The sequence below is a fragment of the Gottfriedia luciferensis genome (assembly GCF_002156865.1).
GTDB classification, from domain to species: domain Bacteria; phylum Bacillota; class Bacilli; order Bacillales; family Bacillaceae_G; genus Gottfriedia; species Gottfriedia luciferensis.
Window position 1 is genome coordinate 218,229 of record NZ_NCTA01000002.1, and the last position, 25,683, is coordinate 243,911.

Below are 25,683 nucleotides of genomic sequence, written 5' to 3' on the forward strand. Positions count from 1 at the left end.
TCTTCATCCTCCTCTAAACAGTTAGTTGGTGTTGCTTTAAAATATGCTGAAGTAAATGTGAGCAGCCTTCTTCAATGATGTTATATACTTCATCAAAATTGCCAGTATAATATGGATCAGGTACTTCCTTCCAAATTGATGTTGGAACAAAATCTGAAAGGAGTTTTATTTCTCCTATACAATTATTTCTTGCTAAATTTACTAAATCCTCTTTATTCTGTGCATCCATAGCAACAATATAACTAAAATATTTAAAGTCATTATCTGTCACTTTTCGAGCTTTCATACCTTCACAATTTATACCTTTTCCGCTTAATAATCCTTGTGTTCCCTTATGTGGAGGATGACCAATATGCCAATCTCCAGTACCAGCTGAGTCTATCAAAAATTGTTTATCTAACCCTTTTTCTGTCACTAAATGACGAAAAACAGCCTCAGCCATTGGCGAGCGACAAATGTTACCTAAACAGACAAATAATACATGAATCATCTCGATGTCTCCTTCAAATTATTTACACTTTCTGCCAAAAATTAGCTGTTCCGTTTCGTATTCATTCTACACGGTAAATTTTAAAATGAAAAGCAAGCTAATGTGAATAATTTTAGCCAATATAAATAAGATAAAAGTTATATTGCTTATTTTTTACATAATAGCGATTATTCACACACAATTTTTAAAAATAATTTTGATCAATATCTAAAAAATTCAATTAACTTTTTTTAATTTTATTAATAAATTAATTGTATTTTTAAAGCCCCTTGACTATATTTAATAGAGACAACTAAATGTACGATGAACCACAAGGGGAGCCATTAGGCTGAGAGTGAATAGAGTAGCTATTCTTACCCTCCGAACCTGTTAGTTAGTACTAACGTAGGGATGTGGCACGATGAAAAGCAACACTGGGATCATCATGCTACCAGTGTTGCTTTTTTTGTTCTGTTCTTTCCTTATGTCTAATGTTGATGATTCATTTCATTACATTGGTTGTTCACGAAAAGGGGGAAATATTAATGAGGAATTCAAAAATTCAATTGATGGCAGAAATGGCGATGTGTGCAGCATTAGCAATCGTTTTTGATTTCTTACCGTTATTTACAGCGCCTCAGGGTGGCTCGATTTCTTTAACAATGATTCCAGTATTTTTAATTGCGTTCCGTTGGGGTTTAAAACAAGGTCTGATTACAGGTCTTTTATTGGCAGCACTTCAACTTGTAACTAAGCTTTCTTTCGTTAACCTGATACAAGTTTTTTTAGATTATATAGCTGCTTTTACAAGTCTAGGTTTAGCTGGTCTTCTGTACAAACAAATCAAAAATAGCTTAACAAATGGAAACAAAGCAAGTGTAGCATTCTATATTATTTTAGGAACTTTTATCGGTTCACTTGCCCGCTTCATCTGCCATTTTATTGCAGGTATTATTTTTTACGGCTCATTCGCACCTAAAGGGACTCCAGTACCTCTTTATTCATTAGTTTATAACGCTTGGTACATGGTTCCTTCCTTCATTATTAGTGCAATCATTTTAATCATATTACTTTATTCTGCGCCAGTTCTTGTTAACGTTAAAAAGAATCGGAATCAAGCTGCATAAGCAATTAAACCAGAAACTAACCCTACTCAACCAGAGTAGGGTTTTTTCTATGTCATAGGCGTTATTTTCAAATTTATTCATTTAATTTTTGAACACTTTGTGAATTTTAGTTATCTGCAGATTTTATTAATCATATATTTAAATACAGAAAAATTATCAAAGGAGGTTTACACATTGCTATATGATAAACTTATTTTTTTCATTTTCATCATCATCCTTCTCGGTATGATTGGTTCGTTTTTCTTACTATTAAAAAATGCGTTTAATGTGAGCGATTCAGTGACAATTGATTCTAAGCCTCCACTCCCAGAGGAAAAAGTACATTCTTAACTTAAAAGCAGGGAAAACAGGTAAGGCAGGATTAAGGGGAAAACATTAAAGATTATTTCTTCTATTCTTTTACTTACCAATTTATTCCATTTTTATAACATTAACCAATCCCGCTATATTTTAACATTCTGAAAACCATTCATTTTGGATGGTTTTTTCTGTTTGTTAAAGAATAGCATTTACTATTTAACGTAAAATTTACTAATTGTTGTCTCAATTTTCAAATATTACCATCACTTTTTCTAGTTATTTTCAGATATGATGGTGTATATGGTTTTATTATTCTTTTACATAATTAGAGGAGGTATTTAAATGGATACGTCATCCATCTCAAAAACGACTGTTGATGTATTAAATAAACAAATAGCTGATTGGAATGTTCTATTTGTAAAGCTACATAACTATCACTGGTATGTAAAAGGACCAAATTTTTTCACACTGCACACTAAATTTGAAGAATTTTACAACGAGGCAAGTTTACATATTGATGAACTAGCAGAACGAGTGTTAATTATCGGTGGGAAGCCACTTGCTACAATGAGGGAATATCTAGATACTTCAAACATAAAAGAAGCATACAAGCATTTAAAAGCTGATGAAATGGTTCAAGATTTAATCAAAGACTTTTATTACGTAATTGAAGAACTTAAAGAAGGCATGGAAATTTCCGATTTAGAAAATGATCCTGTTACGCATGATTTACTTTTAACGATTAGAGAAAAACTTGCTAAGCATATTTGGATGCTGACAGCATTCTTAGACTAAGTTGTTGTTGCATTACTAAAATAACTTACTACTGCCTGTTTTTTAGGCAGCTAGCAAGTCAATTAAGTCAGCCAAATTAATAAAAACAGTGTAATTCGAACTAGATGATTCAAACTATTTTCGGTGCACTGTTTTTATTTTTTATAAATAATAAACGACTAATTTTTTAAATCTTTTTTTATTTTTCTAATAATACGTAGGAGAAAAGAACTAGGTACTAAAAACTACCATTCTCTTTCATTTCCTATTTTTTCCACAAAATTAATCCATTTTCCGACATATTCCCCTTTTTTCCCCCTTTATTTTAAAGCGCTTACATTTTTAATTTCAGTAATTTTTTAGAAACCTTTAATCATTTATCTTTCCTTATAAGGTCGTTATTTTATTAATTTATCAACCTTTTCGCTATTCATTATTTAATTATCTTCTTAAAAGTAAAAACGAAAAGTTAATAACAAATAGATAATTAGTTAATAGGAACTATGAAATTGTACAAATTGTTTTAATATTGAAACTATTACATAAAATATATTATACTAATGAAAATTCTTACTAAACTAACAATTTCTTCATAGTATCGCGAAAGGAGACAAAATATGTCAAAACCTCTTTTGGAAATCGAACATTTAACGACAGCATTTCGTATAAATAACCAATATTACCCTGCTGTTGATGACGTATCATTAACTGTCCATGAAAACGAAATACTTGCTATTGTTGGTGAATCTGGATGTGGAAAAAGTGCGCTTGCCCTATCAATATTAGGACTTCATTCTAACAACCGTACTAAAATGAATGGTTCGATCTCTTACAAAGGAACAAATTTGCTAGAGTTAAATGATAGTAAAATGAATAACATCCGAGGCAAGGAAATCGGAATGATTTTCCAAGAACCTCTTACTGCCCTTAATCCTTTAATGACGGTTGGAAAACAAATTGAAGAGAATTTGGACTATCATACAAATTTAACATCATCACAAAAAAAAGAGCGTGCACTACAATTGCTTGCTCAAGTTGGTATTCCAAATCCGGCAGTAACTTATAAACAATATCCACATGAATTATCTGGTGGCATGAGGCAACGTGTTATGATTTCGATTGCAATTGCTTGTAATCCATCGTTCATTATTGCGGACGAGCCTACTACTGCATTAGATGTTACAATTCAAGCCCAAATTTTAGATTTATTAAAAGAAATACAAAGAGAAACTAAACTAGGAATCATCTTAATTACACATGACTTAAGTGTTGTTGCAGAAGTGGCAGATCGCGTTGCTGTTATGTATGCTGGTCAAATAATTGAGACTGGTTCAGTAGAAGAAATACTAAACAAACCATTGCACCCGTATACGCGCTCTCTTTTAAACTCTATTCCTACTACTCATTCAAAAAATCAAAGACTACATATTATTGAAGGAAATGTACCTCCATTAGACAAGCTACCTAGAACTGGTTGCCGATTCAGCCATCGTATTCCTTGGATTCAATCTTACGCTCATGAGAATCAACCTATCTTACACGAAGTCACACCAAATCATTATGTACGCTGTTCTTGTTATAAACATTTCCATTTCAAGAACGAGAAAGGAGCACCGAAAATAAATGTCTCTATTAAAGGTTGAAAACTTAAAAGTTCATTTCCCTATTCGTGGTGGAATTTTTCGAACAGTCGTTGATCATGTTAGAGCAGTAGATGGAATTTCATTCGAACTAAATGAAGGCGAGACATACGGTCTTATCGGGGAGTCTGGAAGTGGAAAATCTACTGCTGGTAAAGCAATTTTACAATTAACACAATCGACTGAAGGAAGTATTAAGTTTTTAGATAATGATTTAGTTTCATTAAGTAAAAGGCAATTAAGAGAATTTCGCCAGGAAATTCAGATGATTTTTCAAGATCCCTACTCTTCATTAAATCCTAAAAAACGAATAATTGATTTAGTTGCAGAGCCTTTAAGAAATTTTGAAAATTTATCGGCTGAAGAAGAACGTGAAAAAGTACTTTACTACCTTAATAAGGTTGGACTTTCACCTGAGTCATTATATAAATACCCACATGAATTTTCTGGTGGACAAAGACAACGAATTGGCATCGCTAGGGCTTTAACTTTGCAGCCTAAATTAATCGTAGCAGATGAGCCAGTTTCTGCATTAGACGTATCAGTACAAGCACAAGTTCTAAACTTTCTACAAGATTTACAAGAAGAATTCAAATTAACTTATTTATTTATCGGCCACGATTTGGGTGTTATTCGTCATTTATGTGATCGAATTGGTGTAATGTACCGTGGAAGACTTGTTGAAGAAGGAACGACTGAAGATATTTTGACTAATCCACAACATATTTACACTAAACGATTAATTGCCGCAATACCGGACATTCGTCCAGAAGCTAGAGAAGAAAAGATTAGAGCAAGACAAGCAGTTAGACAAGAGTATGAACTAAATGCTTCATCCTACTTTGATGAAAAAGGTCGTCCATTTGATTTAAAACAAATATCAGATACTCATCGAGTAGCACTACCATAGAAAGGAGTAACGAATATGCTGAAATTTATCATCCGACGCATACTCATCATGATTCCTCAGTTAATTATCCTGAGTATGCTAATATTTGCACTAGCTAAAGCAATGCCAGGTGATGCATTAACAGGTCGATCGATAAACCCAAAAGCAAACCCACAAGAAATTGAAAAATTGCGTGAAGAAATGGGTTTAAATGATCCTGCTTACGTTCAATATTTACATTGGGTTCAAAATGTTTTAAAAGGAGATTTTGGCGTTTCATACACTCATAAAATCAAAGTAGTTGATGTAATTGGAGATCGTATTGGAAATACTGTACTTCTTGCCTTCTGCGTATTTATCGTGACATATTTACTAGCAATTCCACTTGGCATTATAAGTGGTAGGTGGAATGATACATGGGCCGATAATTTAATAACCGGTTATAACTATGTAGGATTTGCTACCCCCCTATTTATTTTTGGATTAATTGTATTGTTTATCTTTGGATTTTATCTAGATCTTTTTCCAACGGGTGGTAGCGTAGACCCTCAAATTGCTAATGGAACTTTTGCTTATTACGTAAGCAAATTAGATCATCTTGTTTTACCATCTCTATCAGGTGCACTTATTTCAACTGTTGGGATTTCCCAATATTTACGTAGTGAAATTATTGATACTAAAGTAAAAGATTTTGTAAGAACGGCCAGATCAAAAGGCGTTCCTGAATCAAAGGTTTATTCAAGACATATTTTACGTAATTCTTTTTTACCAATTGCTGCATTTTTAGGTTATGAGATTACTGGTTTAATAGCTGGTTCAGTATTTTTAGAGTCAATCTTCGGCTATCCAGGAATAGGACAGTTATTTGTCAAATCCGTCATGTTGCGCGATTTTACCGTAGTAAATGCACTCGTCTTAATGACTTGTCTTGCAACACTATTTGGAACATTAATCTCAGATATCATATTAAGCGCTGTAGATCCACGTATTCGGATTGAATAAGGTAGGTGACTTCTATGGAATTAAAAATTGAAAATCAAACTCATATTATTGAACAAAGTAAAAGTCCATCTGGATTTAGTGTCATTTGGGCAGAATTCAGACGAGATAAACTAGCTTTAGGTTCTCTTATCCTGCTTGGCCTAATATTATTAATTGTGTATGGAACTTCACTTGTCTTGAATCAGGATCAAATTGTGAAAGTTGACTTTCTATCAATCTATGAGCCTCCTTCCTCTACTCATTGGTTAGGAACTGATTATGGAGGGCGTGATGTATTCGGGCAATTAATAATTGGTACGAGAAATTCTTTTACAATTGGATTTTTTATCACAATTATTACAAATATACTGGGGCTAGTACTAGGTTTAGTAGCTGGTTATTTCGGTGGTTGGGTAGATAGTATTGTTATGCGTATTATTGACTTTTTCCTATCCTTACCAACGCTAATGCTAATCATCGTATTCGTTGTTGTTGTACCGACATTTTCAATCATTAACTTTATCCTTATAATGAGCCTTTTCTTATGGACAGGTAAAGCAAGATTAATTCGTTCAAAAGTATTATCAGAGAGTGAATTAGATTATGTAGCAGCAGCTAAATCGATTGGAACTCCAAATTGGAAAATCATTATCTCACACGTATTACCAAATGTAAGCTCATTAATTATTGTTGCATTTACTTTAAATTTAGCAGGCAATATTGGCATCGAATCTGGTCTAACATTTCTTGGATTTGGTCTACCAGAGAGCACTCCAAGTTTAGGGACACTAGTAAGTTATGCGACTAACCCTGATGTTTTACAAAATAAGTTGTGGATATGGTTACCTGCATCGGGCATGATTTTAGTGCTCATGCTGAGTATAAATTTCATCGGTGAAGCGCTAAAGCGTGCAGCTGATGCTAGACAAAGAAGAGGTTAATTAACATTTAAGGAGAGTGGAAATATGAAGAATGCAAAAAGCTTTTCGAAAGTATTAAGTGCAATGGCAGTATCTATGTTGATACTTTCAGCTTGTAAAGGTGGCGACACGAAAACAACGACAACTACTAAGCAAATCGATCAAGCTGCTTTTCCAATTAAAGTTTCAAATAGTAAAAAATCAATTTCCGGTGGCGTTTTAAAGTACGGATTAGTTTCTGACACACCATTTGAAGGCATCTTAAATACCGTTTTCTATGAGGGCGATCCTGATTTTCAAGTTCTTCAATTCTTTGATGAAGCACTTCTTTCAACAGATGAAAACTATATTTATGACCAAGATGGTGCGGCTACATATAAATTAAGCGATGACAAAAAGACAATTACACTTAAAATTCGCGATAATGTTAAATGGCATAATGGCGATCCAGTTACAGCTTCAGATTTGGAGTACGCGTATCTTGTAATTGGTAGTCCAAAATACACTGGTGTACGCTATGATTCACAAATGTCTATGATTGAAGGTATGGAAGAATATCATAACGGTAAAGCAAAAAATATTTCTGGTGTGAAAGTAATTGATGATCACAACATTTCAATTACATTCAAGGAAGCAAACCCATCAGTGCTTACTGGATTATGGACATACCCACTACCTAAAAAATATTTAGCTAACGTTCCAATTGATAAATTAGTATCATCTGACCAAATCCGTAAAGCTCCTATTGGCTTTGGACCATTTAAGATTAAGAAGATTACTCCAGGGGAAGCTGTAGAGTTCGAAGCAAATAAAGATTATTGGAATGGTGCTCCAAAACTTGATGGTGTACTTTTAAAAGTTGTTAACCCGTCAATTGCTACATCTTCTCTAGCAAATGGAGATATTGATGTCGCTTCTGTATCGGCTGACCAATATGATCAAGCTAAAACACTAAAAAATATTCAATTAGTTGGTAAAACAGAGTTAGCTTATTCTTACATTGGATTTAAGCTAGGTCATTATGATGCGAAAAATGGTGTAAACGTAATGGATAATCCAAAATTCCAAGATAAACGTTTACGTCAAGCAATGGCGTACGCAATTGACAATAAAGCAGTTGGGGAAAAATTATACAAAGGATTACGAGTGCCTGCAACATCAGTAATTCCACCATCATTCCCTAAATACTTTGATAAAGCTCTAAAAGGATATCCTCATGATGCTGAAAAAGCTAAAAAATTACTTGATGAGGCTGGCTACAAAGATGTGACTGGAGATGGCTTACGCGAAGATCCAAGCGGAAAACCATTTAAAATTAATTTCGCTTCTATGAGTGGTGGCGATATTGCTGAACCATTAGCACAATTCTACATTCAATCATGGAAAGATGTTGGCTTAGATGTTCAATTACTAGATGGACGTTTACATGAGTTCAACTCTTTCTACGATATGGTAGAAAAAGATAATCCAAAAGTCGATATTTTCGCAGCAGCTTGGGGAACAGGTTCTGACCCAGACCCATCTGGTATTTGGGCAAAAAATGCACCATTTAACTACGTACGCTGGGTAAATGACGAAAATGACAAATTATTAAAAGAAGGTATTTCACCAGAAGCATTTAATGAGAAGTACCGTCAAGAAGTATATGATAAATGGCAAGAACTTGTAAATGAAGAAGTTCCAGTAATCCCTACTTTATTCCGCTTTGGTTTAGATGGCGTTAATAAGCGTGTTAAAGGTTACAACCTAACTGCTGGTCAAGGATTCCAAGGACACTTACAAGATATTTCTGTAACAAGTAAAGAGTCAGAAAAAAATAAGTAAACACAAAAAAAGGTAGAGGATGATTGAAATCTCCTCTACCTTTCCGTATTTATTAACTTACTTTTTTCTTCATATCTTGCTCATGTTTTTCAATTTTATGTTTTGCAGAGAAGTGATAATAGACGATACATAAAATCATAAATGGAATACCGTAATACAATGCAACTCGTTGGTCTGGGATAAATGCAAGACTGATAATGACAGCTACATTTAAGATTAAAGCAACGATTGGAACGAATGGGTAAAGAGGTGTTTTATATTTTAAGTCCTCTAATTTCCCACCTTCTTGAAGGTATTTCTTTCTACCTAAAAGATTTGATAATGCAATGCTTGCCCAAACAAATAGGCAGCCAAATCCTGCAATTGATAATAACCATAGATAAACCGTGTCTTCTGCGTAAATACCACTTAATAGAGATAAACATCCAAAAAACATACTAAAAGTTAAAGCGTTTAAAGGTACACCTTTTTTTGTAAGCTTTCCTAATTTCGCACTAACCATTCCTTTTTGAGCCATAGAATACATCATACGTGAAGTCGCGTATAAACCTGAGTTAGCAACTGATAGAACTGCTGTAATAATAACAAAGTTCATAATATCTGCCGCATATGGAATACCGATGTTATCAAATACTACTACGAATGGACTATCTACTAAACCAGCTTTCTCCCATGGGAATAAGCCTGCTAAAACAAATATTGATAAAACAAAGAATACTAGGATTCGCCATACAGTGTTATTAATAGCTTTTGGCACAGCTGTAGCTGGATCTTCACTTTCACCAGCTGCAATTCCTACTAACTCCGATCCTTGGAATGAGAAGTTTACTGCAACCATTGTGACACAAATAGCCAAGAAACCATTAGGGAAAAGTCCCCCATGATCAGTGAAATTCGAAAGCATAGGTGCTTTCGTACCTTCCATTGGTACAAAGCCAAACATTACTGCTCCACCTAAAATGATAAATACAACAATTGTCACTACTTTAATACTTGCAAACCAAAATTCAACTTCAGCAAAACTCTTAGTTGAAAGTGCGTTTATTGTGAATAATATTACCCCAAATACTACACACCAAATCCAAGTTGGTACATCTGGAAACCATCTCTTCATTAACATACTCACTGTAATTAACTCTAAACCGATTGTTACCGACCAGTTTAACCATGCCATCCATCCAACTACATAGCCTGACGCTGGTGAGATATATTTAGTTGCATAAGTTTGATAAGAACCAGCATCTGGTAAATTAACTGCTAATTCTCCTAAACATAGCATTGTTAAATACATTACGAGTCCACCTACTAAGTAGGCTAATATTGCTCCACCTGGGCCAGCTTCACTAATTGTATAGCCTGATCCCATAAACAAACCTGTCCCAATTACTCCCCCAAGAGCAATCATAAACAAGTGTCTGCTTTTAAGTTCTTTCTTTAACCCCTGTTCTTGATGATTCATGAAAAACCCTCCCCCTGATGCAAATTGCTCGTATAAATTAAAATATTCTGTTATATCAGAATATAATTTTTATACCTATTTCGAGAAAAACGTCTGTCTAATACTTTGATATTACTGATAGAATTTTCAGATAAATATTGGAAGCGTATTCAATAAAATTTTATCTGAATAATATATAATTATAAAAATAGATTTTATTATCTGTCAAATAAAATTACACTAGTTTACAATAATAAGTGCTCCAGATGAAAATTCATCTGGAGCATTTCTATTAATCTATTAAACCCATCCACGGAAACGAGATGCTTCCGCCATTTTACGAATACCAACCATATAAGCCGCTAATCTCATGTTTACTTGGCGATTAACTGAAGTTTGGTAAACACTATCAAACGAACGAACCATTTTATCACGAAGTTTTTGAGCAACTTCTTCATCAGACCAATAATAACCTTGGTTATTTTGAACCCACTCGAAATAAGAAACAGATACTCCACCAGCACTTGCTAGTACGTCAGGAACTAGTAAAATTCCACGCTCTGTTAGTATTTTAGTAGCTTCTAAAGTCGTAGGACCATTTGCAGCTTCAACTACGATTGATGCTTGAATATTGTGAGCATTTTCAATGGTAATTTGATTTGAAATTGCAGCTGGAACTAAAATATCACAAGGTTTTTCAAGTAATTCTTTGTTTGAAATAACATCAGTAAATAAGTTCGTTACTGTTCCAAAGCTATCTCTTTTTTCTAGTAAACTCTTAATATCTAAACCGTTTGGATCGTATAATGCGCCAAGTGCATCTGAAATACCAACTACCTTTGCACCTGCTTCAACCATGAACTTCGCTAAGAAGCTACCCGCATTTCCGAATCCTTGAACAATGACACTTGCACCCTTTAAATCGATTCCTTTACGCTTAGCAGCTTCTTCGATACAAATTGTAACACCTTGAGCTGTAGCTGTTTCGCGTCCTTCTGATCCACCTAATACAAGTGGCTTACCAGTAATAAATCCTGGAGAATCAAACTCTTGAATTCTGCTGTATTCATCCATCATCCAAGCCATAATTTGAGGATTTGTGTATACGTCTGGAGCAGGAATATCTTTTGTTGGACCAACGATTTGACTAATCGCACGAACATATCCTCTACTTAAACGCTCTAACTCAAAATTTGACATTTTTCTTGGATCACAAATGATACCGCCTTTTCCTCCACCGTATGGTAAATCAACGATACCGCATTTTAAGCTCATCCACATTGATAAAGCTTTTACTTCATCCTCATTTACTTCAGGATGGAAACGAATTCCACCTTTTGTAGGACCTACAGAATCATTATGTTGTGAACGATAGCCAGTGAAAATTTTCACTGAGCCATCATCCATTCTTACCGGAATTTGAACTGTTAAAAATCGTAAAGGTTCTTTTAATAACTCATAAAGTTCTTTTGAATAACCAAGTTTATGAAGTGCTTCTGAAATTACTTCTTGAGTTGACTCAATTAATTCTCTGCCTTCTTCTTTAATCTTGTTTTGTACTTCATTTTCTGGGATTTTAGTTGTCATTTTTATCGCTCCATTTATACAGTTGCTTTATATTGGCTAAACACTTCGTTAATTTGTTGAATTGACCAGTCTAAATCTTCTTTAGAAATAATTAATGGTGGTGCAAAACGAATTACTGTATCATGTGTTTCTTTACATAATAAACCTTGTTTCTTTAATGCTTCACAATATACACGTGCAGGAACATGAAGTTCAACACCAATAAATAATCCACGTCCTCTTACTTCTTTAATGTGTGGATGATCGATTTCTTTTAATTTTTCCATAAAGTAGTTTCCAAGCTCATTTGAACGCTCAGCTAACTTCTCTTCTTCAAGAACTTCTAAAGCAGCTACAGAAACAGCACAAGCTAATGGATTTCCACCAAAAGTAGATCCGTGAGAACCTGGCTCGAATACACCTAGGATTGAACGGTTTGCAGCAACACATGAAATTGGGAATACTCCGCCTCCAAGTGCTTTACCTAAAATGTACATGTCAGGAGTTACTCCATCCCAATCACATGCAAAAGTTTTACCAGTTCTGCATAAACCTGTTTGAATTTCATCAGCAATGAATAACACGTTTTCGTTTTTACAAACTTCAGCTACTTCATTTAAGAATCCTTCTCTAGGGATATTAATTCCAGCCTCACCTTGAATTGGCTCGATTAAAAATGCAGCAGTATTAGGAGTAATTGCTGCTTTTAATGCTTCAATATCTCCATAAGGAATTAATTTAATTCCTGGTAAGAATGGACCAAATCCACGTTGATAGTCTTTTTCAGATGATAAAGATACTGCAGCCATCGTACGTCCGTGGAAGTTTCCAACGCAAGCAATAATTTCAGCTTGGTTTTCTTCAACACCTTTTACATCATATGCCCATCTTCTAGCAGCTTTAATAGCTGTCTCAACAGCTTCAGCACCAGTGTTCATAGGTAAAATCATATCTTTATTTGTAACTTTTGCTACCTTCTCATACCATTCACCCATATTTTCACTATAGAAAGCACGTGAAGTTAATGTAACTTTATCAGCTTGATCTTTTAAAGCTTGGATGATTCTAGGATGACGATGTCCTTGGTTTACAGAAGAATATGCACTTAGCATATCTAAATATTTATTTCCCTCTGGATCAGTAACCCAAATCCCTTCTGCTTTTGAAATTACTACAGGAAGTGGATGATAGTTATTTGCACCATATTGATTTGTTTGATCAATGATTTTTTGAGAATTAGTTGTCATTTGAGTTCCCCCAATATTGTTAAGTTTTTAGTTTCTTACTAAAAGAATAAGCAATTTCCGTGCCAAACATGTTAAATTAAATAATTTTCACAAAATGTACTTATTTAAAGGGTTATTTATTATAAACCAATGATACCGTTTTCAAATTACCGCAAATTTTTTTTGCATTTAACCGCAAATTTATATAAAATATGCATAGATTATTTGCAGCAAAAAACTTACGATCAACAAAAATGAATACATTTGGAAAAAAACTGCCTTCTTATCTTACCAAAAATAGATAGATGTGCAAATTTTTTCTATTGATTGGGTGAAAAGAGAGAATAGTATGAAAAAAGAAGATAAGCAGGATTTTTTAGCTATTGATGAATTATTACAGTTAATATTAGAAGAAATTGATATTGGTATACACGTCGTAAACCAAGAAGGTAAAACGATGGTATATAACCGCAAAATGATGGAAATCGAAATGATGAATGAGGAAGACGTATTACACAAAAACTTATTAGACGTGTTTACCTTTCAGAAAAACCAATCAAGCACTTTACTTGAAGCACTTCAAAATGGAAAAGTTAGAAAAAATATTAAGCAATCCTACTTTAACAATAAAGCAAAAGAAGTAACGACAATTAACGATACGTATCCAATCATGAAAGAAAATAAAATTATTGGTGCGATCGAGATGGTTCGAGACGTAACGGAATTAAAACAATCTGTACAGGATGGTATACTACAAAACCGAAACACTCGCTATACATTTGAGCAGCTAATCGGTAACTCTCAATCATTCAAGAGTATCATTGCAGATGCCAAACGGTCTGCTAAGACACCTTCATCAGTATTAATTGTCGGTGAAACCGGTACGGGAAAAGAATTATTCGCTCAAAGTATTCATAATGCTAGTCAAAGAGCTACAAAACCGTTTATTTCTCAAAACTGTGCCGCTCTTCCAGAAACATTAATTGAAAGTATACTATTCGGTACAAAAAAAGGTGCTTTTACGGGTGCAATAGATAAACCTGGATTATTTGAAGAGGCCAATGGTGGAACCTTATTATTAGATGAAATCAACTCACTTAATCCCAATTTACAAGCTAAGCTTTTAAGAGTTATTCAAGAACGCAAGGTTAGAAGAATTGGAGATACGGTCGAAAAAGAAATAGACGTTCGCATCATTGCAACGATCAATGAAGACCCAATTGAAGCGATTGCAAATAATCATTTACGGAAGGATTTATACTATCGTTTAAGTGTGGTTTCATTATTTCTTCCTCCTTTACGTGAACGAGCAGATGATATTTTGTTACTAGCAAATTTCTTTATTCAAAAATATAATCGTCTTTTTGGTCGTCAGGTAAGTAAATTAGATGAAAATGTAACAGAATTTTTTCTAAGTCATAACTGGCCGGGTAATATACGTGAGCTTGAACATATGATTGAGGGTGCAATGAACTTAATTGAAGATGAAACGATTATTAATACTACACATTTACCATCTAGATTTTTTAAAGATATTCAAAATGTGAAAACTGCATCTAGCAATCAAGAAAACGAGCAAGCCAACACAAAACAATCAACAGAATCAACCAATGATCAGACAAACTTAAAAAACACTTTATTAAGTAAAGAAAAGCAACATATCTTGAATGTTTTAAATGAACATGATGGCAATATTACGCAAGCTGCAAAAAAATTGGGCATCAGTAGACAAAACTTACAATACCGTATCCGTAAGTTTAATTTATTGAATGATTAATCGATAAACCAATCATGATTAGAAATGAGTTACAAGTTGGAGTGTTTTTTCTATGTAATATGCCCAAACCTTCCACATTTGTCCTGCATAGTCTAAATATGTAAGACTCACATGTGGAAGGAGGTTAGATTATATGCAAAATGAGATCGAGCATGAGTACCGTCCTCATGGATTTGGTGGATTTGGTGGAGGAGGCTTTCATGGTGGTTTTGGTGGATTCGGTAGACCAGGATTCGGATTTGGCAGACCTGGATTTGGGTTTGGTAGACCTGGATTCGGATTTGGATTCGGCCGTCCGTTTTTCCGTCCGTTCTTCCGTCCATTTTTTCCATTTTTCCCATTTTTTTGGGGTGGTTATGGCTATGGTTATCCTTACTACTATTGTCCTCCAGGATATTATTGCCCACCACCTTATTACTACTAATGTAAAAATAAAAAATATAAAAGAGAAGGTTCAAAAACCTTCTCTTTTTTCTTTGTCTATAGTGAAATAGTAGAATAACTTCCTACTACGTTTACTGTAAAACCTAAAGCCTCCAATTCCTGCTTAACTCCAGGTAATAAAACATCATCGTATCCCATCTCGACATCAATAATGAAAAAATAATTCCCTAATCCCGTTTTCATTGGACGTGATTCAATTTTTGAAAGGTCGATCTTTCTCCAGGCAAATGCAGACAAAACTTGATGAAGTGCTCCAGCCTGATTCTCTGGCATCATAATGACGAAAGTTGCTTTTGTCTGTTTAGCCTGAAAATAATTTGATTGAACTTGAGTATTATGTCTTTGTAGGACAATAAATCTAGTATGGTTATACGAATTAGAATGAATATCCGAAACAACAATTTCTAATCCATATTTTTTTGCAGCAAATTCATTTGCAATTGCTGCTATACACTCATTTGATTGTTCACTTACAATTTTAGCTGCAGCGCTTGTTGAAGTGACAGGTTCTAACTTCGTGTATTTATACTGATTATGTAAAAATGTATGACACTGCGCTAAGGCATGAGAATGAGAATAAATAACTTCGATATCCTTAACACGATGAGCTTGTCCTTTTGTCATCAATAAATGTTGTCTTATCGGGATAATAATCTCACCGATCATTTTTAAAGGTTGTTCGTGTACAAGATAATCAATTGTTGTCGTTACTGATCCTTCAACTGAATTTTCTATTGGTACTACGACCAAATCAACTTCTCCTTCAGCTACACTATCCATACAAACTGGAATACTAGAATATGCAATATGTACTTCACCCTTGAAAACAGACTGAACAGCGACATGTGTAAAAGTCGCTTCAGGACCTAAATACCCAACTTTCACGTTCCCACTCCTTTTAATTTTTAATTATACTAAAAAGAGTGATTATTTAAAGTGAAATGTTTAATTTTTAAAAATTTTCTAACAAAATGTATGGATTTAAACTATTTGCAATCATGTTTAAATACTACTCTCGCGGATCTTTAAAGTTGTAGGTACAATTACTTTTTTAGCTATTTTGCGTCCCAACAATCTTTCCATTAATAAATCCACTGCTGATTCACCCATTAATTCGGTATATATTTTTAATGTACTTAAACTCGGAAAAAGATATTTAGAAAAAGTAAAATCATTCATTCCTATTAAATTTACTCGCTCCGGCACTTGGATTTGCGCTTCGTGTAGTGCCTTTAAACATCCGGCTGCCATCGTATCACATCCAACTAAAAAAGCTGTAGGCAATTCTTCACCTTGCTCCTTGATCGCTTTTTTCATTAAATTAAATCCTTCCTCGGCCGAAAAATCACTTAAATACAGATTTTCTTTTTGAAAAAGCTTTTTTTCTTCTAAATACTTTTTAAAAGACTTAGACCGAGAATTAATTTTCTGCCCCTGCTTCTTTTCATATTCATGACCTCCAATATATCCAATCTTATTGTGTCCATGTGATATAAGATGATCCAAGACTTTAATAATAGCATTTTCATAATCTATTATAACTGAATCATATTTTTCTTCATCTGGCGAAAAATCAACAAATACAATATTCTTGGAAATCTTTCGCAATGAAATAATTTGTTGGTCATCAAATTTACCTAAAGCGATAATTCCTTGAATTTGATCATCAACCATCCCTTTATCATGTCCTTGAAATAACGTAGAAATTTGTAGGCAGTGCTGATCACATTTATTTTCAATCCCAAAACGAATTAGCATAAAAAACATGACATCCAATGCTTCTATTTCCAGATCACCTTGGACGAGTGCAATTTTAGCTATATTCTTTTTTGACTTTGATTTTTTCTTATATGAAAGCTTTTCAGCCGTTTCAAAAATTCTTTGTTTCGTGTCATCGCTTACAGATAGCGCAGGATCATAATTAAGTACTCTTGATACGGTAGCAATTGATACCCCTGCTTTTTCTGCAATTTCTTTAATGGTTGTCATCGCAACTCTCCTTATAAACTTACTGGCTTAAAACAATTCTACCAGTTGAAAGTTGTACGATTCTTCCATAATTATGAAGAATTTTTTACATATTTTAATTTCTTCATAATAAGATCATATTTTTTAGTTTTATTTATGGATTTTAGAAATATTATATTTTAATTGGAGGAAAAATTATTTTTTGGAGTGAACACTTAGATGATTAGATAGTTTGATCTAATTTTTTATTCATATAATGCTCTTATAATTACACCCGTTATCGCTTCAATCGTTTTAGATGAAGAGAGCCCTACTTCATTTGGAATATTACTATAAATTAATAAATCCATTCCTTTATTAATACAATAACCAGCCTGTTTTAAATAACTAATCGTTTTCTTTAAATAACTCTTCCAATCATGTCTTATTTCATCATCTAAATCATTTAACGAAATTTCAATGATCCCTAATTCTTCAAAGTTTAGTGATACCAATTTAATTAAATTATTTTCTGTTTTAGACGTAACTAGATAGATTCCAAATGATTGTGACAATGAATTAATGTCATTTTTATTATTCTCAGTAATTTCTACGATTTCGTCAGAGTAACCTGACACAAAAAATATACGTAAGTCTGAATGATTATAATATTGCTTATGTGCTAACACCAAATCATTAACGTCCATTTCCATATCACTCCTATTTACCTAATCAGTATTAAAATTTAACTAAAAATTAGATTTGAAAATAAGCCACATAGTTCGATGCAACACATTCCAATTAAAAGCCTGTTTAGATTAAGTAATTAATTCGTTAAATGTATCCTACTCTCATAGATATTATTGGTCAATAACAAAACAGAGTATATTTACTAAAATACTGGAATTTTTTACTAAGTTTTTTATTCTGTCACAATTACACTTCTTTTAAAATAGAGATTGATTTCCTTTTATGAATCAAAGCTTTCAAATACATAGTGCTATTAGATTAATAATAGTAATAATTTTACAATTTTACTTTCATCCTCTATTTAAAATTATACTAAAATAACTAAATACAACTTTACTATCCCTTGATTTTAGTTAATCCAATTAATTTTCCACCATGTTCAAATATAATTTTATCTTTTTCATTGATTTATTTTCAGAAAATTTAATAAACTAATTATAACCTTATTATTTGGCTCTGCTAATGTTAATTGTTGATATTTTACAAAACACATTTTTTGAGAAAAGTTTTATACAATTTAAAGACATTGATTGGAGTGGAAGGTGGGAGAAATAAAAAGCAGGAAGAGCAGGGAAAGAAGGGGAAAACAGATTGATAAGAATACTGAAAGGAAATGAATAAAATTCTCTAAAGTCTTTTAATCTCTTTTCCCTTTGATCCTGCCTTTCCTTGTTCCTGCTCTTTACTCATCAACATTCTTTTTTAACACAGCCAATTATTTAAAGGGGGCATTTCAAATTGTCAGGAATCGATTCTAGTTTTGATATTTTTAAAATCATTGCTTTTGTTTTTCCAATCATATTTGTTGTCGTCTTTGCGGGCATTTTTTTCACACTTTTGAAAGGATTAAAACAGTGGAATTACAATAATAAACAGCCTAAATTAACTGTTTCTGCAAAAGTTGTTGCAAAAAGAACAAACTTCATTCAACGTAAAAATAGTAATCAATTTGGTCAAACTTCTACTCATTATTACGTAACCATTGAAGTTGAATCTGGTGACAGGATTGAATTTCAAGTCGAGGGTTCAGTTTATGGAAAATTAGTAGAAAATGATTTTGGAAATTTAACCTTTCAAGGAACGAGGTTTATAAATTTCGAGCGATAACGATATCTTTATTGAGGTGGGTAATGAAAGTTTTTATAAGTGGCGCTACAGGGTTTTTAGGAAAACATACTGTTAAAAGATTAAGTGATTTGGGGTATACCGTATTAGCGTATGGGAGAAATGAGCAAGCTGCTAAATTTTTTAATGATATGAAAAATGTTACCTTTTTAAAAGGTGATTTAAATCATACTAAATTATTAGAAGAAAGTATAAAAAATGTAGATTATGTCATCCATTGTGCTGCGATAGCAGCGCCTTATGGAGATTATGCCGAGTTTGTTGAAACGAATGTGAATGGAACAAGGAATATCGTTAATGCTGCTAATTCGGCAAACCTAAAAAAGTTTATAAACATCTCAACACCTAGTGTTTATTTTACAAATGAAAGTCGTAAAAATGTAAAAGAAAGCGATTCACTTCCACTTAACTATTCAAATCACTACGCCAAAACGAAGCGTTTGGCAGATTTAATTGTTGATGAAGCAACACAAAATGGACTTCCTGCAATTTCATTAAGACCTAGACAAGTTTTTGGACCTTTCGATCATACTATTTTCGGAAGGTTTATCCAAATAAATGAGAACGGCGGAATTCCATTAGTTAACGGTGGACAAGTTCTGATGGATTTCACTTATATTGATAATGTTGTCGATATGATCGTAGCTTGTATGAATGCCAATGATCAATTTAATGGTGAATACTATAATATTACAAATGATCAACCCATTTATTTAATTGATATACTTAAACAGCTTTTTCTTGCATTAAATAAAGAGCTAAATACAAAAAATATCTCACCAATACTCCTTTCGTTTATTGCGACAAACTCTGAATTAATGTCAAAACTCACTAAAAAAACGCCAAAGGTATCTAAGCATATTGCAAACTTCTTAAGTTATGACTATACGCTTAATATTGAAAAAATCAAAAACGATTTAAAGTATGATCCCAAGGTCTCAATAAATGAAGGGATAAAACGCTATGCCGATTGGTATTTAGCTACAAGTAAATTAAAATAACTTTTTCTTTATCTGCCAAAAATGATTAATGAAGCATATTTGCTTCTAAATGAAAACAAGTTAAAATCACCTTTATATGATTGGTGATTTTAACTTGTTTTTTTAAATTTTAAGTCAGCTAAATTTCCATTTTACTACAATTTAATTAAAGTTTAGTAATCTATTATTTTACAACATGGTCTATTTAACCTAATGATTAACTAATTAAAGAAGACGCTTTTTCGCAGTCTGTACCTTTTTAATATTTAATGACCATAATCCACTATTTAGGATTGTATCTGCATCAACGATCTCTAGTCTCTCTTTAAATAGTGGTCCATCAACTACAAACGTGTGATATTCTCCACCTTCACCCATTAAACAGATTTCCTTGCTAAAGAATATTTCTTTTAAATCTTTATTTAAACTCTTTCCAACTATAGACGAATCAAAAATATTCTCTAAAGCTCTACATATAATTGCATCATATCCACTTGCCAACCATTCATCTAGCAAATTAGAAGACGCTTTTTTGTCAATCCACATTGGGAATAGTGGTTGAAGTCCCGCCTGTAAAGCTACGTATTCATTCCACTGTCGATCTTCCTCAACATATAATGTACCAAATGCAATTTTGGTAAGATTAAATTGTTCTTTTATCAATTTCAACCCCGCTATCATTGATTCCTCATATTTACCTGCGGAATCTACCATTACTAATGGGATACCTAGTGCATCTGCTTGCATTTGTAAAGAAGCAAGTGGTGTTCCATGCGCATGGTTTCGTTCATCCTTTTTTGAAACCATTGATATAAGACATACTACTTCATCATTATTTTTAATTAAACGCTCTAACGCTAAACAACAATCTTTCCCACCACTCCAAGAAACTGCCACTCTATGTTTATTCATCCTAAAATCTCCTAAATTTAATGAGATAACCTCCTACTTCCAGGAGGTTTATTATTTTATTAAACTTTTTACATATCCCATTGCTTTCATCGAATAATCAAACCACCGTTGATCTTGTCCGTGTGGAATTTCAACCCACTCCTTCATAGGTTTCCCACCCATCGGATCAAAATTCTTTGCACCACTTAGCTTTAGTGCTTCTGCAACATCTACTGGCCTTAACTTTACTACTATATTTGGTTCATTATAGAAAACAAATACTTTACCTAGTACTTTTAATCCTTTATGCCCAAAAATACTGCCTTTTGTGGCATCATGATGATTGATCAGTTCAGTACGTAAGTTTTCAAATATTTCAATTGTGCCTTCCATTTTCACCATTCCCTTACTATTTACTATCTATAAAAAAACTCTGCTTAATGCCTTTATTCATTCCTAGAACGATCCTTTATAACAATATCTTATTAATGCTAATAACTTATCGATATTATTCATTGCAAGATTATCGTCTATACTAATAATATAAACGATTAATTTGGGAGGAATTAACATGACAATTGACTTCCATGATACAAATAACCAAACGACCTACTCTACTCGAGATGCTGATCAATCTTGGATTCAATTAATAACGGAGAATATTAATCTACTTGGTAAAGATGTAGTAGATATTGGTTGCGGAGGTGGCATTTATTCAAAAGCCCTAGCAGAACTTAATGTAAATCATGTTACTGCTGTAGACTTTTCAGAAGAAATGCTAAAAGGTGCCACAAAAAACTGCAAAGACTACAATAATATTTCTCTAATTAAAGGTAACGCATACCATACTAAACTTCCATCTTATAAATATGATTTTATTTTGGAAAGAGCTTTAATTCATCATTTAGATGATTTAAAGGCTTGCTTCGATGAGGCAAATCGGTTATTGAAAAAGAATGGAATATTAATTGTACAAGATCGGACGCCTGAAGATTGCTTGCTACCTGGTAACGATCATCATTTACGTGGTTATTTTTTAGAAATGTACCCAAAATTAATAAAAAAAGAAACCTCAAGAAGGTATACTTCACATGAAGTAAAAACTGCTTTAGAGTCTGCTGGGTTTAAAGTTGAAAAATCTGTAAAACTTTGGGAAACGAGACGGTACTATCACAATTTCGAATCACTTCGAGAAGATCTTTTATTAAGAACAGGTCGATCCATTCTTCATGAACTGACTGATAAAGAGCTTAAACTATTCGTAAATTTCATTGAAACTAAACTTCAACATCAAACATCATTTGTTGAGAAAGATCGTTGGACGGTGTGGTTTGCTAGTAAAAAATAAAATCATCCAGTTAGAATTGAGAAAACTATTTTACTTATAGACTACCTGCTTGTATATTAATTCTCAATTCTAATTTTTCACGTTCTAGTAGTTTAAGTGAAGAAACTTAATTGACCAACCTAGTTTACTATGTTTATCTTATTCTTTTATTTTCAGGTTGTTTAAGCCAGTACCGTACGCCTTTACCTGCCAATGGTTCATCATTATATCTCGGTATGATATGAAAATGACTATGAAGGATGGATTGATTAGATACTTTCCCAACATTCCATCCAAGTGTGTATCCATTAGGTATGAATTTTTCATCTAGATATTCCTTAGCTTTTTGTAGCAGTTCATATGTATCATTCCACTCTTCAACCGTTAATTCAAATGTGTTTTCTCGATGTTTTTTCGGGATAATTACACCGCTACCTTCTAGTACATCCTGTTGGAGATTATGTTGTAAAAAGTAACAAGTCTCGTTTTCAAAGAGTATATTTTGGTTTGGATCATCTAGTGGATTACAAAAAGGACAAGTATTATTTAATGTCATAACATCCTCCTAGTTTGCCTTAAATTAATTTGCACTTACTTCATACAATTCAATTTTTGGCAACGTTATTGTTACCTTCGTTCCTTCATCTAAATTGCTCTCGAACGAAATTGTTCCATTCATTGCCTCAATAATTCTGACAGATATAGTTGTTCCAACGCCAGTTCCCTTTTCTTTTGTTGAATAAAATAAAGTTCCAATACGCGACAGTTGTTCTTTTGTCATTCCTTTGCCGTTATCTCTAATTGTTATGATTGTTTTTTCTTTTACCTCGAATAACTTCAAGTGTACATATCCGCCGGAATTTGTTGCTTCTATCGCATTTTTAATTAAATTAATTAATGCTTGCTTGAATTGATTTTTATCTGTACTAATTAGAGATTCAGCTACTAAGTCGCCTTTTAATTTAACATTTTGCTTTAAAGCTAAGGGTTCTAATAAAGTAATGACATCTGAAACGCATTGTTTTAAATTAATTATTTCGACTTTATCAAATTGTGGTTTAGCAAAGTTTAAATAATCATTAATAATTCCTTCTGCTCTGCCTAACTCACTTAAAACTAAAGGTAAATATTCCATTGACTGATTATTTTTGCTCTCTTGCATTAATTGTAGAAATCCCTTAACAACTGTAAGAGGATTTCTTACTTCATGTGCAATTGAAGCAGCCATTTCACTTAATGTATTAAGCTTCTCAGCTCGTTGAATTTCTCTATGTAATATTTTCTTCTCAATTAAAGTTTCGTTTAGTTTCGCTGCTAAAGTAATTGCAATTACTTCTATGACAATAAAGATCAGAACTAACCCATATAGTCTAAAATCATTTTTAAAACTAATATGACTAAAATATAAATATGAAAATAAGATTCCTAGTTGAACTAACGCCGGCCAAAAGCCAATTAGTGCAGTTAAAATAATCCTCTGTTTTGGATTGAATTTCCAAAACCATTTTGCTAAAACAAAGGACCCTAGTGAGGATAAGGTAATACTAATCATTCCAAATATGACTGCATCTCCACCTAAAATTAACCTAGCTAATAAAATAGCGAAAAAGGTTATGATTCCCCACCTATATCCGCAATAAAGAAAAGCCAAGGTAAGTGGAATATACCGTAAATCCCAAAATAATCCGTATGCTGGGTAAGGAAAAGCCATGCAAAAAAAGCCTGCTACAGCTTGAAAAATTCCAAAAAGATGAATTTTATCTTTGTAGCTATGGTTTTCATAAATAATACTGTAGATTAATATTGGACTTAATATGATTAAAACATGTAGTAAAAGTTTTTCAATTAACACATTTATATCCCCACAAGTTCATAATTTACCAATTATTTTAACACTCAAATAATACGACAAAATTTCCAAAAATCCTTTATTTTTTCCTAGAAAACTCCATTATCTGTCAATTTATTTTCATTCTAAATATTTTCGTTCATATGTGAGTGAATAAAGTGCGTTTATGCGTTTAAACATTTATACTATAAATACTTAACCTACATATGAAAGGGATCTGTATGAATAAAAGAATATTACTTAATATTATTTTAGTGACGTCTTTCTTTTTATTAATAAATTTTTATATCGGATTTCATGGGTGGATGTATATTAGTGCTTTACTCGCTAAATGGGCAAATCCGACAGTTAGATCTATTTATTGGATATTGTTTTGGTTTATTTCTTTCTCATATATTTTCTCAAGAGTATTTAAAAAAAGACTTCCAAATCCTCTTTTTAAACGATTACATCAAGTAGGAGCTTATTGGTTAGCAATCTTTTACTATTTAATCTTTTTCATTATTGCTTCCGATTTTATTGGATTAGTTATAAAAATAACAACTAATCTAAAATCAAATAAGATCATCTTAATACTTGGAACAATTGTTTTATTGAGTATTATCTTCCTTATTTCAAAAGGTAGAAAGAGCGCATTAAACACACAAATAATTCACTATGACCTGAATGTCGATAAATCAATTGATAAATTTAAAGAGCTATCAATTGTATTAGTTTCTGATTTACATTTAAGCACATTAGTCACGAATAAAAGATTAGAGTTTCTTGTTGCGGAAATCAATAAACTCTCACCAGATCTCGTTTTGATTGCTGGAGATATAATTGATGAAGATATCACTCCATTTGTAGAAGAGAATATGATTGAAACATTTAAAAAATTAAAACCTAAGATTGGGACATATGCTGTTCCTGGAAATCATGATTATTATGGTGGGCATTTAGATTTACTTGTAAAGCATTTAAAAGAAGCTGATATTCATATTCTATTGGATGAAAAAGAATTAGTAGAAGACAGCTTCTATATCATTGGTCGTAAAGACCTCGCAAGCAAAAATCGATTAGAATTGGATGATTTACTAGAAGGAATTGATCATTCAAAACCAATTATTTTACTTGATCATCAACCATATCACTTAGAAATACCGACGCAATTAGGTGTAGACATCCAAGTATCTGGACATACCCATCGTGGACAATTTATGCCAAATCACTTAATTACTCGACGACTTTACGAGGTTGATTGGGGTTATTTACAAAAAAATAATTCTCATTTTGTTGTGTCATCTGGATTTGGAACATGGGGTCCTCCGATTCGGACAGGTAATCCTTCAGAAATTGTAACAATTAAAGTTTCTTTTACAAAGTGATTCAAAATAACTAATTAGAGACCGAAATTATTATACTTTGGTCTCTTTTTTTTTATTAAAATTCATAATTTA

The 25,683-nt window shown here is 32.7% G+C and carries 25 protein-coding genes and 1 riboswitch; of the genes, 14 read left to right on the forward strand and 11 right to left on the reverse strand.

What is annotated here, in order from left to right:
* Positions 1-13 precede the first annotated feature (13 nt).
* The gene (locus B7R67_RS03270) at positions 14-490 is read right to left on the reverse strand and encodes a low molecular weight protein-tyrosine-phosphatase (RefSeq protein WP_088067503.1); all 477 of its coding nucleotides are present in this window, start codon (positions 488-490) and stop codon (positions 14-16) included.
* A gap of 303 nt (positions 491-793) precedes the next feature.
* Positions 794-898: riboswitch (TPP riboswitch) on the forward strand.
* A gap of 116 nt (positions 899-1,014) precedes the next feature.
* Between B7R67_RS03270 and thiT the strand changes: the two genes are divergently transcribed.
* The 8 genes from thiT (at position 1,015) to opp4A (ending at position 8,924) form a co-directional block, all read left to right on the forward strand.
* Positions 1,015-1,596, forward strand: coding sequence for an energy-coupled thiamine transporter ThiT (gene thiT / locus B7R67_RS03275; RefSeq protein ID WP_088067504.1), 582 nt, complete (start codon positions 1,015-1,017; stop codon positions 1,594-1,596).
* A 174-nt stretch (positions 1,597-1,770) separates the two neighbouring features.
* Positions 1,771-1,926 (forward strand): hypothetical protein, encoded by a 156-nt coding sequence (locus B7R67_RS22015; protein WP_158095009.1) that lies wholly within the window; start codon positions 1,771-1,773, stop codon positions 1,924-1,926.
* A 312-nt stretch (positions 1,927-2,238) separates the two neighbouring features.
* Positions 2,239-2,691 (forward strand): Dps family protein, encoded by a 453-nt coding sequence (locus B7R67_RS03280; RefSeq protein WP_088067505.1) that lies wholly within the window; start codon positions 2,239-2,241, stop codon positions 2,689-2,691.
* Between the two features lie 596 nt (positions 2,692-3,287).
* Positions 3,288-4,313, forward strand: a complete 1,026-nt coding sequence (locus tag B7R67_RS03285; protein WP_088067506.1) for an ABC transporter ATP-binding protein — start codon at positions 3,288-3,290, stop codon at positions 4,311-4,313.
* The gene (locus tag B7R67_RS03290) at positions 4,294-5,220 is read left to right on the forward strand and encodes an ABC transporter ATP-binding protein (RefSeq protein WP_088067507.1); all 927 of its coding nucleotides are present in this window, start codon (positions 4,294-4,296) and stop codon (positions 5,218-5,220) included. The genes B7R67_RS03285 and B7R67_RS03290 overlap by 20 nt, the downstream gene beginning before the upstream one ends.
* Positions 5,221-5,235: 15 nt before the next feature.
* A complete protein-coding gene (gene opp4B / locus B7R67_RS03295) occupies positions 5,236-6,201 on the forward strand; it encodes an oligopeptide ABC transporter permease (RefSeq protein WP_088067508.1) in 966 nt (321 codons plus the stop codon).
* Between the two features lie 14 nt (positions 6,202-6,215).
* The gene (locus B7R67_RS03300) at positions 6,216-7,121 is read left to right on the forward strand and encodes an ABC transporter permease (RefSeq protein WP_088067509.1); all 906 of its coding nucleotides are present in this window, start codon (positions 6,216-6,218) and stop codon (positions 7,119-7,121) included.
* 24 nt (positions 7,122-7,145) lie between these two features.
* On the forward strand, positions 7,146-8,924 hold the full coding sequence (gene opp4A, locus B7R67_RS03305) for an oligopeptide ABC transporter substrate-binding protein (RefSeq protein WP_088067510.1): 1,779 nt from the start codon (positions 7,146-7,148) through the stop codon (positions 8,922-8,924).
* Between the two features lie 52 nt (positions 8,925-8,976).
* On the opposite strand, the gene B7R67_RS03310 is transcribed toward opp4A, so the two are convergent.
* From B7R67_RS03310 to B7R67_RS03320, 3 genes are all read right to left on the reverse strand, one after another.
* The gene (locus tag B7R67_RS03310) at positions 8,977-10,383 is read right to left on the reverse strand and encodes an amino acid permease (protein WP_088067511.1); all 1,407 of its coding nucleotides are present in this window, start codon (positions 10,381-10,383) and stop codon (positions 8,977-8,979) included.
* Between the two features lie 279 nt (positions 10,384-10,662).
* A complete protein-coding gene (locus tag B7R67_RS03315; RefSeq protein ID WP_088067512.1) occupies positions 10,663-11,949 on the reverse strand; it encodes a Glu/Leu/Phe/Val family dehydrogenase in 1,287 nt (428 codons plus the stop codon).
* A 14-nt stretch (positions 11,950-11,963) separates the two neighbouring features.
* Positions 11,964-13,175, reverse strand: a complete 1,212-nt coding sequence (locus B7R67_RS03320) for an ornithine--oxo-acid transaminase (protein ID WP_088067513.1) — start codon at positions 13,173-13,175, stop codon at positions 11,964-11,966.
* Positions 13,176-13,503: 328 nt separating this feature from the next.
* Between B7R67_RS03320 and B7R67_RS03325 the strand changes: the two genes are divergently transcribed.
* Both B7R67_RS03325 and B7R67_RS03330 read left to right on the forward strand, forming a co-directional pair.
* On the forward strand, positions 13,504-14,931 hold the full coding sequence (locus B7R67_RS03325; protein ID WP_088067514.1) for a sigma-54 interaction domain-containing protein: 1,428 nt from the start codon (positions 13,504-13,506) through the stop codon (positions 14,929-14,931).
* A gap of 133 nt (positions 14,932-15,064) precedes the next feature.
* A complete protein-coding gene (locus B7R67_RS03330) occupies positions 15,065-15,355 on the forward strand; it encodes a hypothetical protein (protein WP_088067515.1) in 291 nt (96 codons plus the stop codon).
* Positions 15,356-15,411: 56 nt separating this feature from the next.
* Here the strand turns inward: B7R67_RS03330 and pheA are convergent, their stop codons facing one another.
* From pheA to B7R67_RS03345, 3 genes are all read right to left on the reverse strand, one after another.
* Positions 15,412-16,260 (reverse strand): prephenate dehydratase, encoded by an 849-nt coding sequence (gene pheA / locus B7R67_RS03335; RefSeq protein ID WP_088067517.1) that lies wholly within the window; start codon positions 16,258-16,260, stop codon positions 15,412-15,414.
* A gap of 117 nt (positions 16,261-16,377) precedes the next feature.
* The gene (locus B7R67_RS03340; RefSeq protein ID WP_088067518.1) at positions 16,378-17,364 is read right to left on the reverse strand and encodes a LacI family DNA-binding transcriptional regulator; all 987 of its coding nucleotides are present in this window, start codon (positions 17,362-17,364) and stop codon (positions 16,378-16,380) included.
* A 224-nt stretch (positions 17,365-17,588) separates the two neighbouring features.
* The gene (locus B7R67_RS03345; RefSeq protein WP_088067520.1) at positions 17,589-18,029 is read right to left on the reverse strand and encodes a GHMP family kinase ATP-binding protein; all 441 of its coding nucleotides are present in this window, start codon (positions 18,027-18,029) and stop codon (positions 17,589-17,591) included.
* Between the two features lie 781 nt (positions 18,030-18,810).
* Between B7R67_RS03345 and B7R67_RS03350 the strand changes: the two genes are divergently transcribed.
* Positions 18,811-19,179, forward strand: coding sequence for a DUF2500 domain-containing protein (locus B7R67_RS03350; RefSeq protein ID WP_235822074.1), 369 nt, complete (start codon positions 18,811-18,813; stop codon positions 19,177-19,179).
* Positions 19,180-19,202: 23 nt separating this feature from the next.
* Positions 19,203-20,198 carry an NAD-dependent epimerase/dehydratase family protein gene (locus B7R67_RS03355; protein ID WP_088067522.1) on the forward strand — a complete coding sequence of 332 codons (996 nt, stop codon included), beginning with the start codon at positions 19,203-19,205 and terminating at the stop codon, positions 20,196-20,198.
* 204 nt (positions 20,199-20,402) lie between these two features.
* On the opposite strand, the gene B7R67_RS03360 is transcribed toward B7R67_RS03355, so the two are convergent.
* Positions 20,403-21,089 (reverse strand): Dph6-related ATP pyrophosphatase, encoded by a 687-nt coding sequence (locus B7R67_RS03360; protein ID WP_088067524.1) that lies wholly within the window; start codon positions 21,087-21,089, stop codon positions 20,403-20,405.
* 51 nt (positions 21,090-21,140) lie between these two features.
* Positions 21,141-21,461: a hypothetical protein gene (locus tag B7R67_RS03365; RefSeq protein ID WP_088067526.1), complete on the reverse strand. Its 321-nt coding sequence runs from the start codon at positions 21,459-21,461 to the stop codon at positions 21,141-21,143.
* 178 nt (positions 21,462-21,639) lie between these two features.
* Between B7R67_RS03365 and B7R67_RS03370 the strand changes: the two genes are divergently transcribed.
* On the forward strand, positions 21,640-22,416 hold the full coding sequence (locus B7R67_RS03370) for a class I SAM-dependent methyltransferase (RefSeq protein WP_088067528.1): 777 nt from the start codon (positions 21,640-21,642) through the stop codon (positions 22,414-22,416).
* A 133-nt stretch (positions 22,417-22,549) separates the two neighbouring features.
* On the opposite strand, the gene B7R67_RS03375 is transcribed toward B7R67_RS03370, so the two are convergent.
* Both B7R67_RS03375 and B7R67_RS03380 read right to left on the reverse strand, forming a co-directional pair.
* Positions 22,550-22,951, reverse strand: coding sequence for an HIT family protein (locus B7R67_RS03375; protein ID WP_088067530.1), 402 nt, complete (start codon positions 22,949-22,951; stop codon positions 22,550-22,552).
* 24 nt (positions 22,952-22,975) lie between these two features.
* Entirely contained in the window at positions 22,976-24,247 is a 1,272-nt protein-coding gene (locus tag B7R67_RS03380) for an ATP-binding protein (protein ID WP_088067532.1), read from the reverse strand.
* A gap of 218 nt (positions 24,248-24,465) precedes the next feature.
* On the opposite strand from B7R67_RS03380, the gene B7R67_RS03385 reads away from it, so the two are divergent.
* Positions 24,466-25,611 carry a metallophosphoesterase gene (locus B7R67_RS03385; protein WP_158095010.1) on the forward strand — a complete coding sequence of 382 codons (1,146 nt, stop codon included), beginning with the start codon at positions 24,466-24,468 and terminating at the stop codon, positions 25,609-25,611.
* The last annotated feature ends 72 nt before the right edge of the window (positions 25,612-25,683 follow it).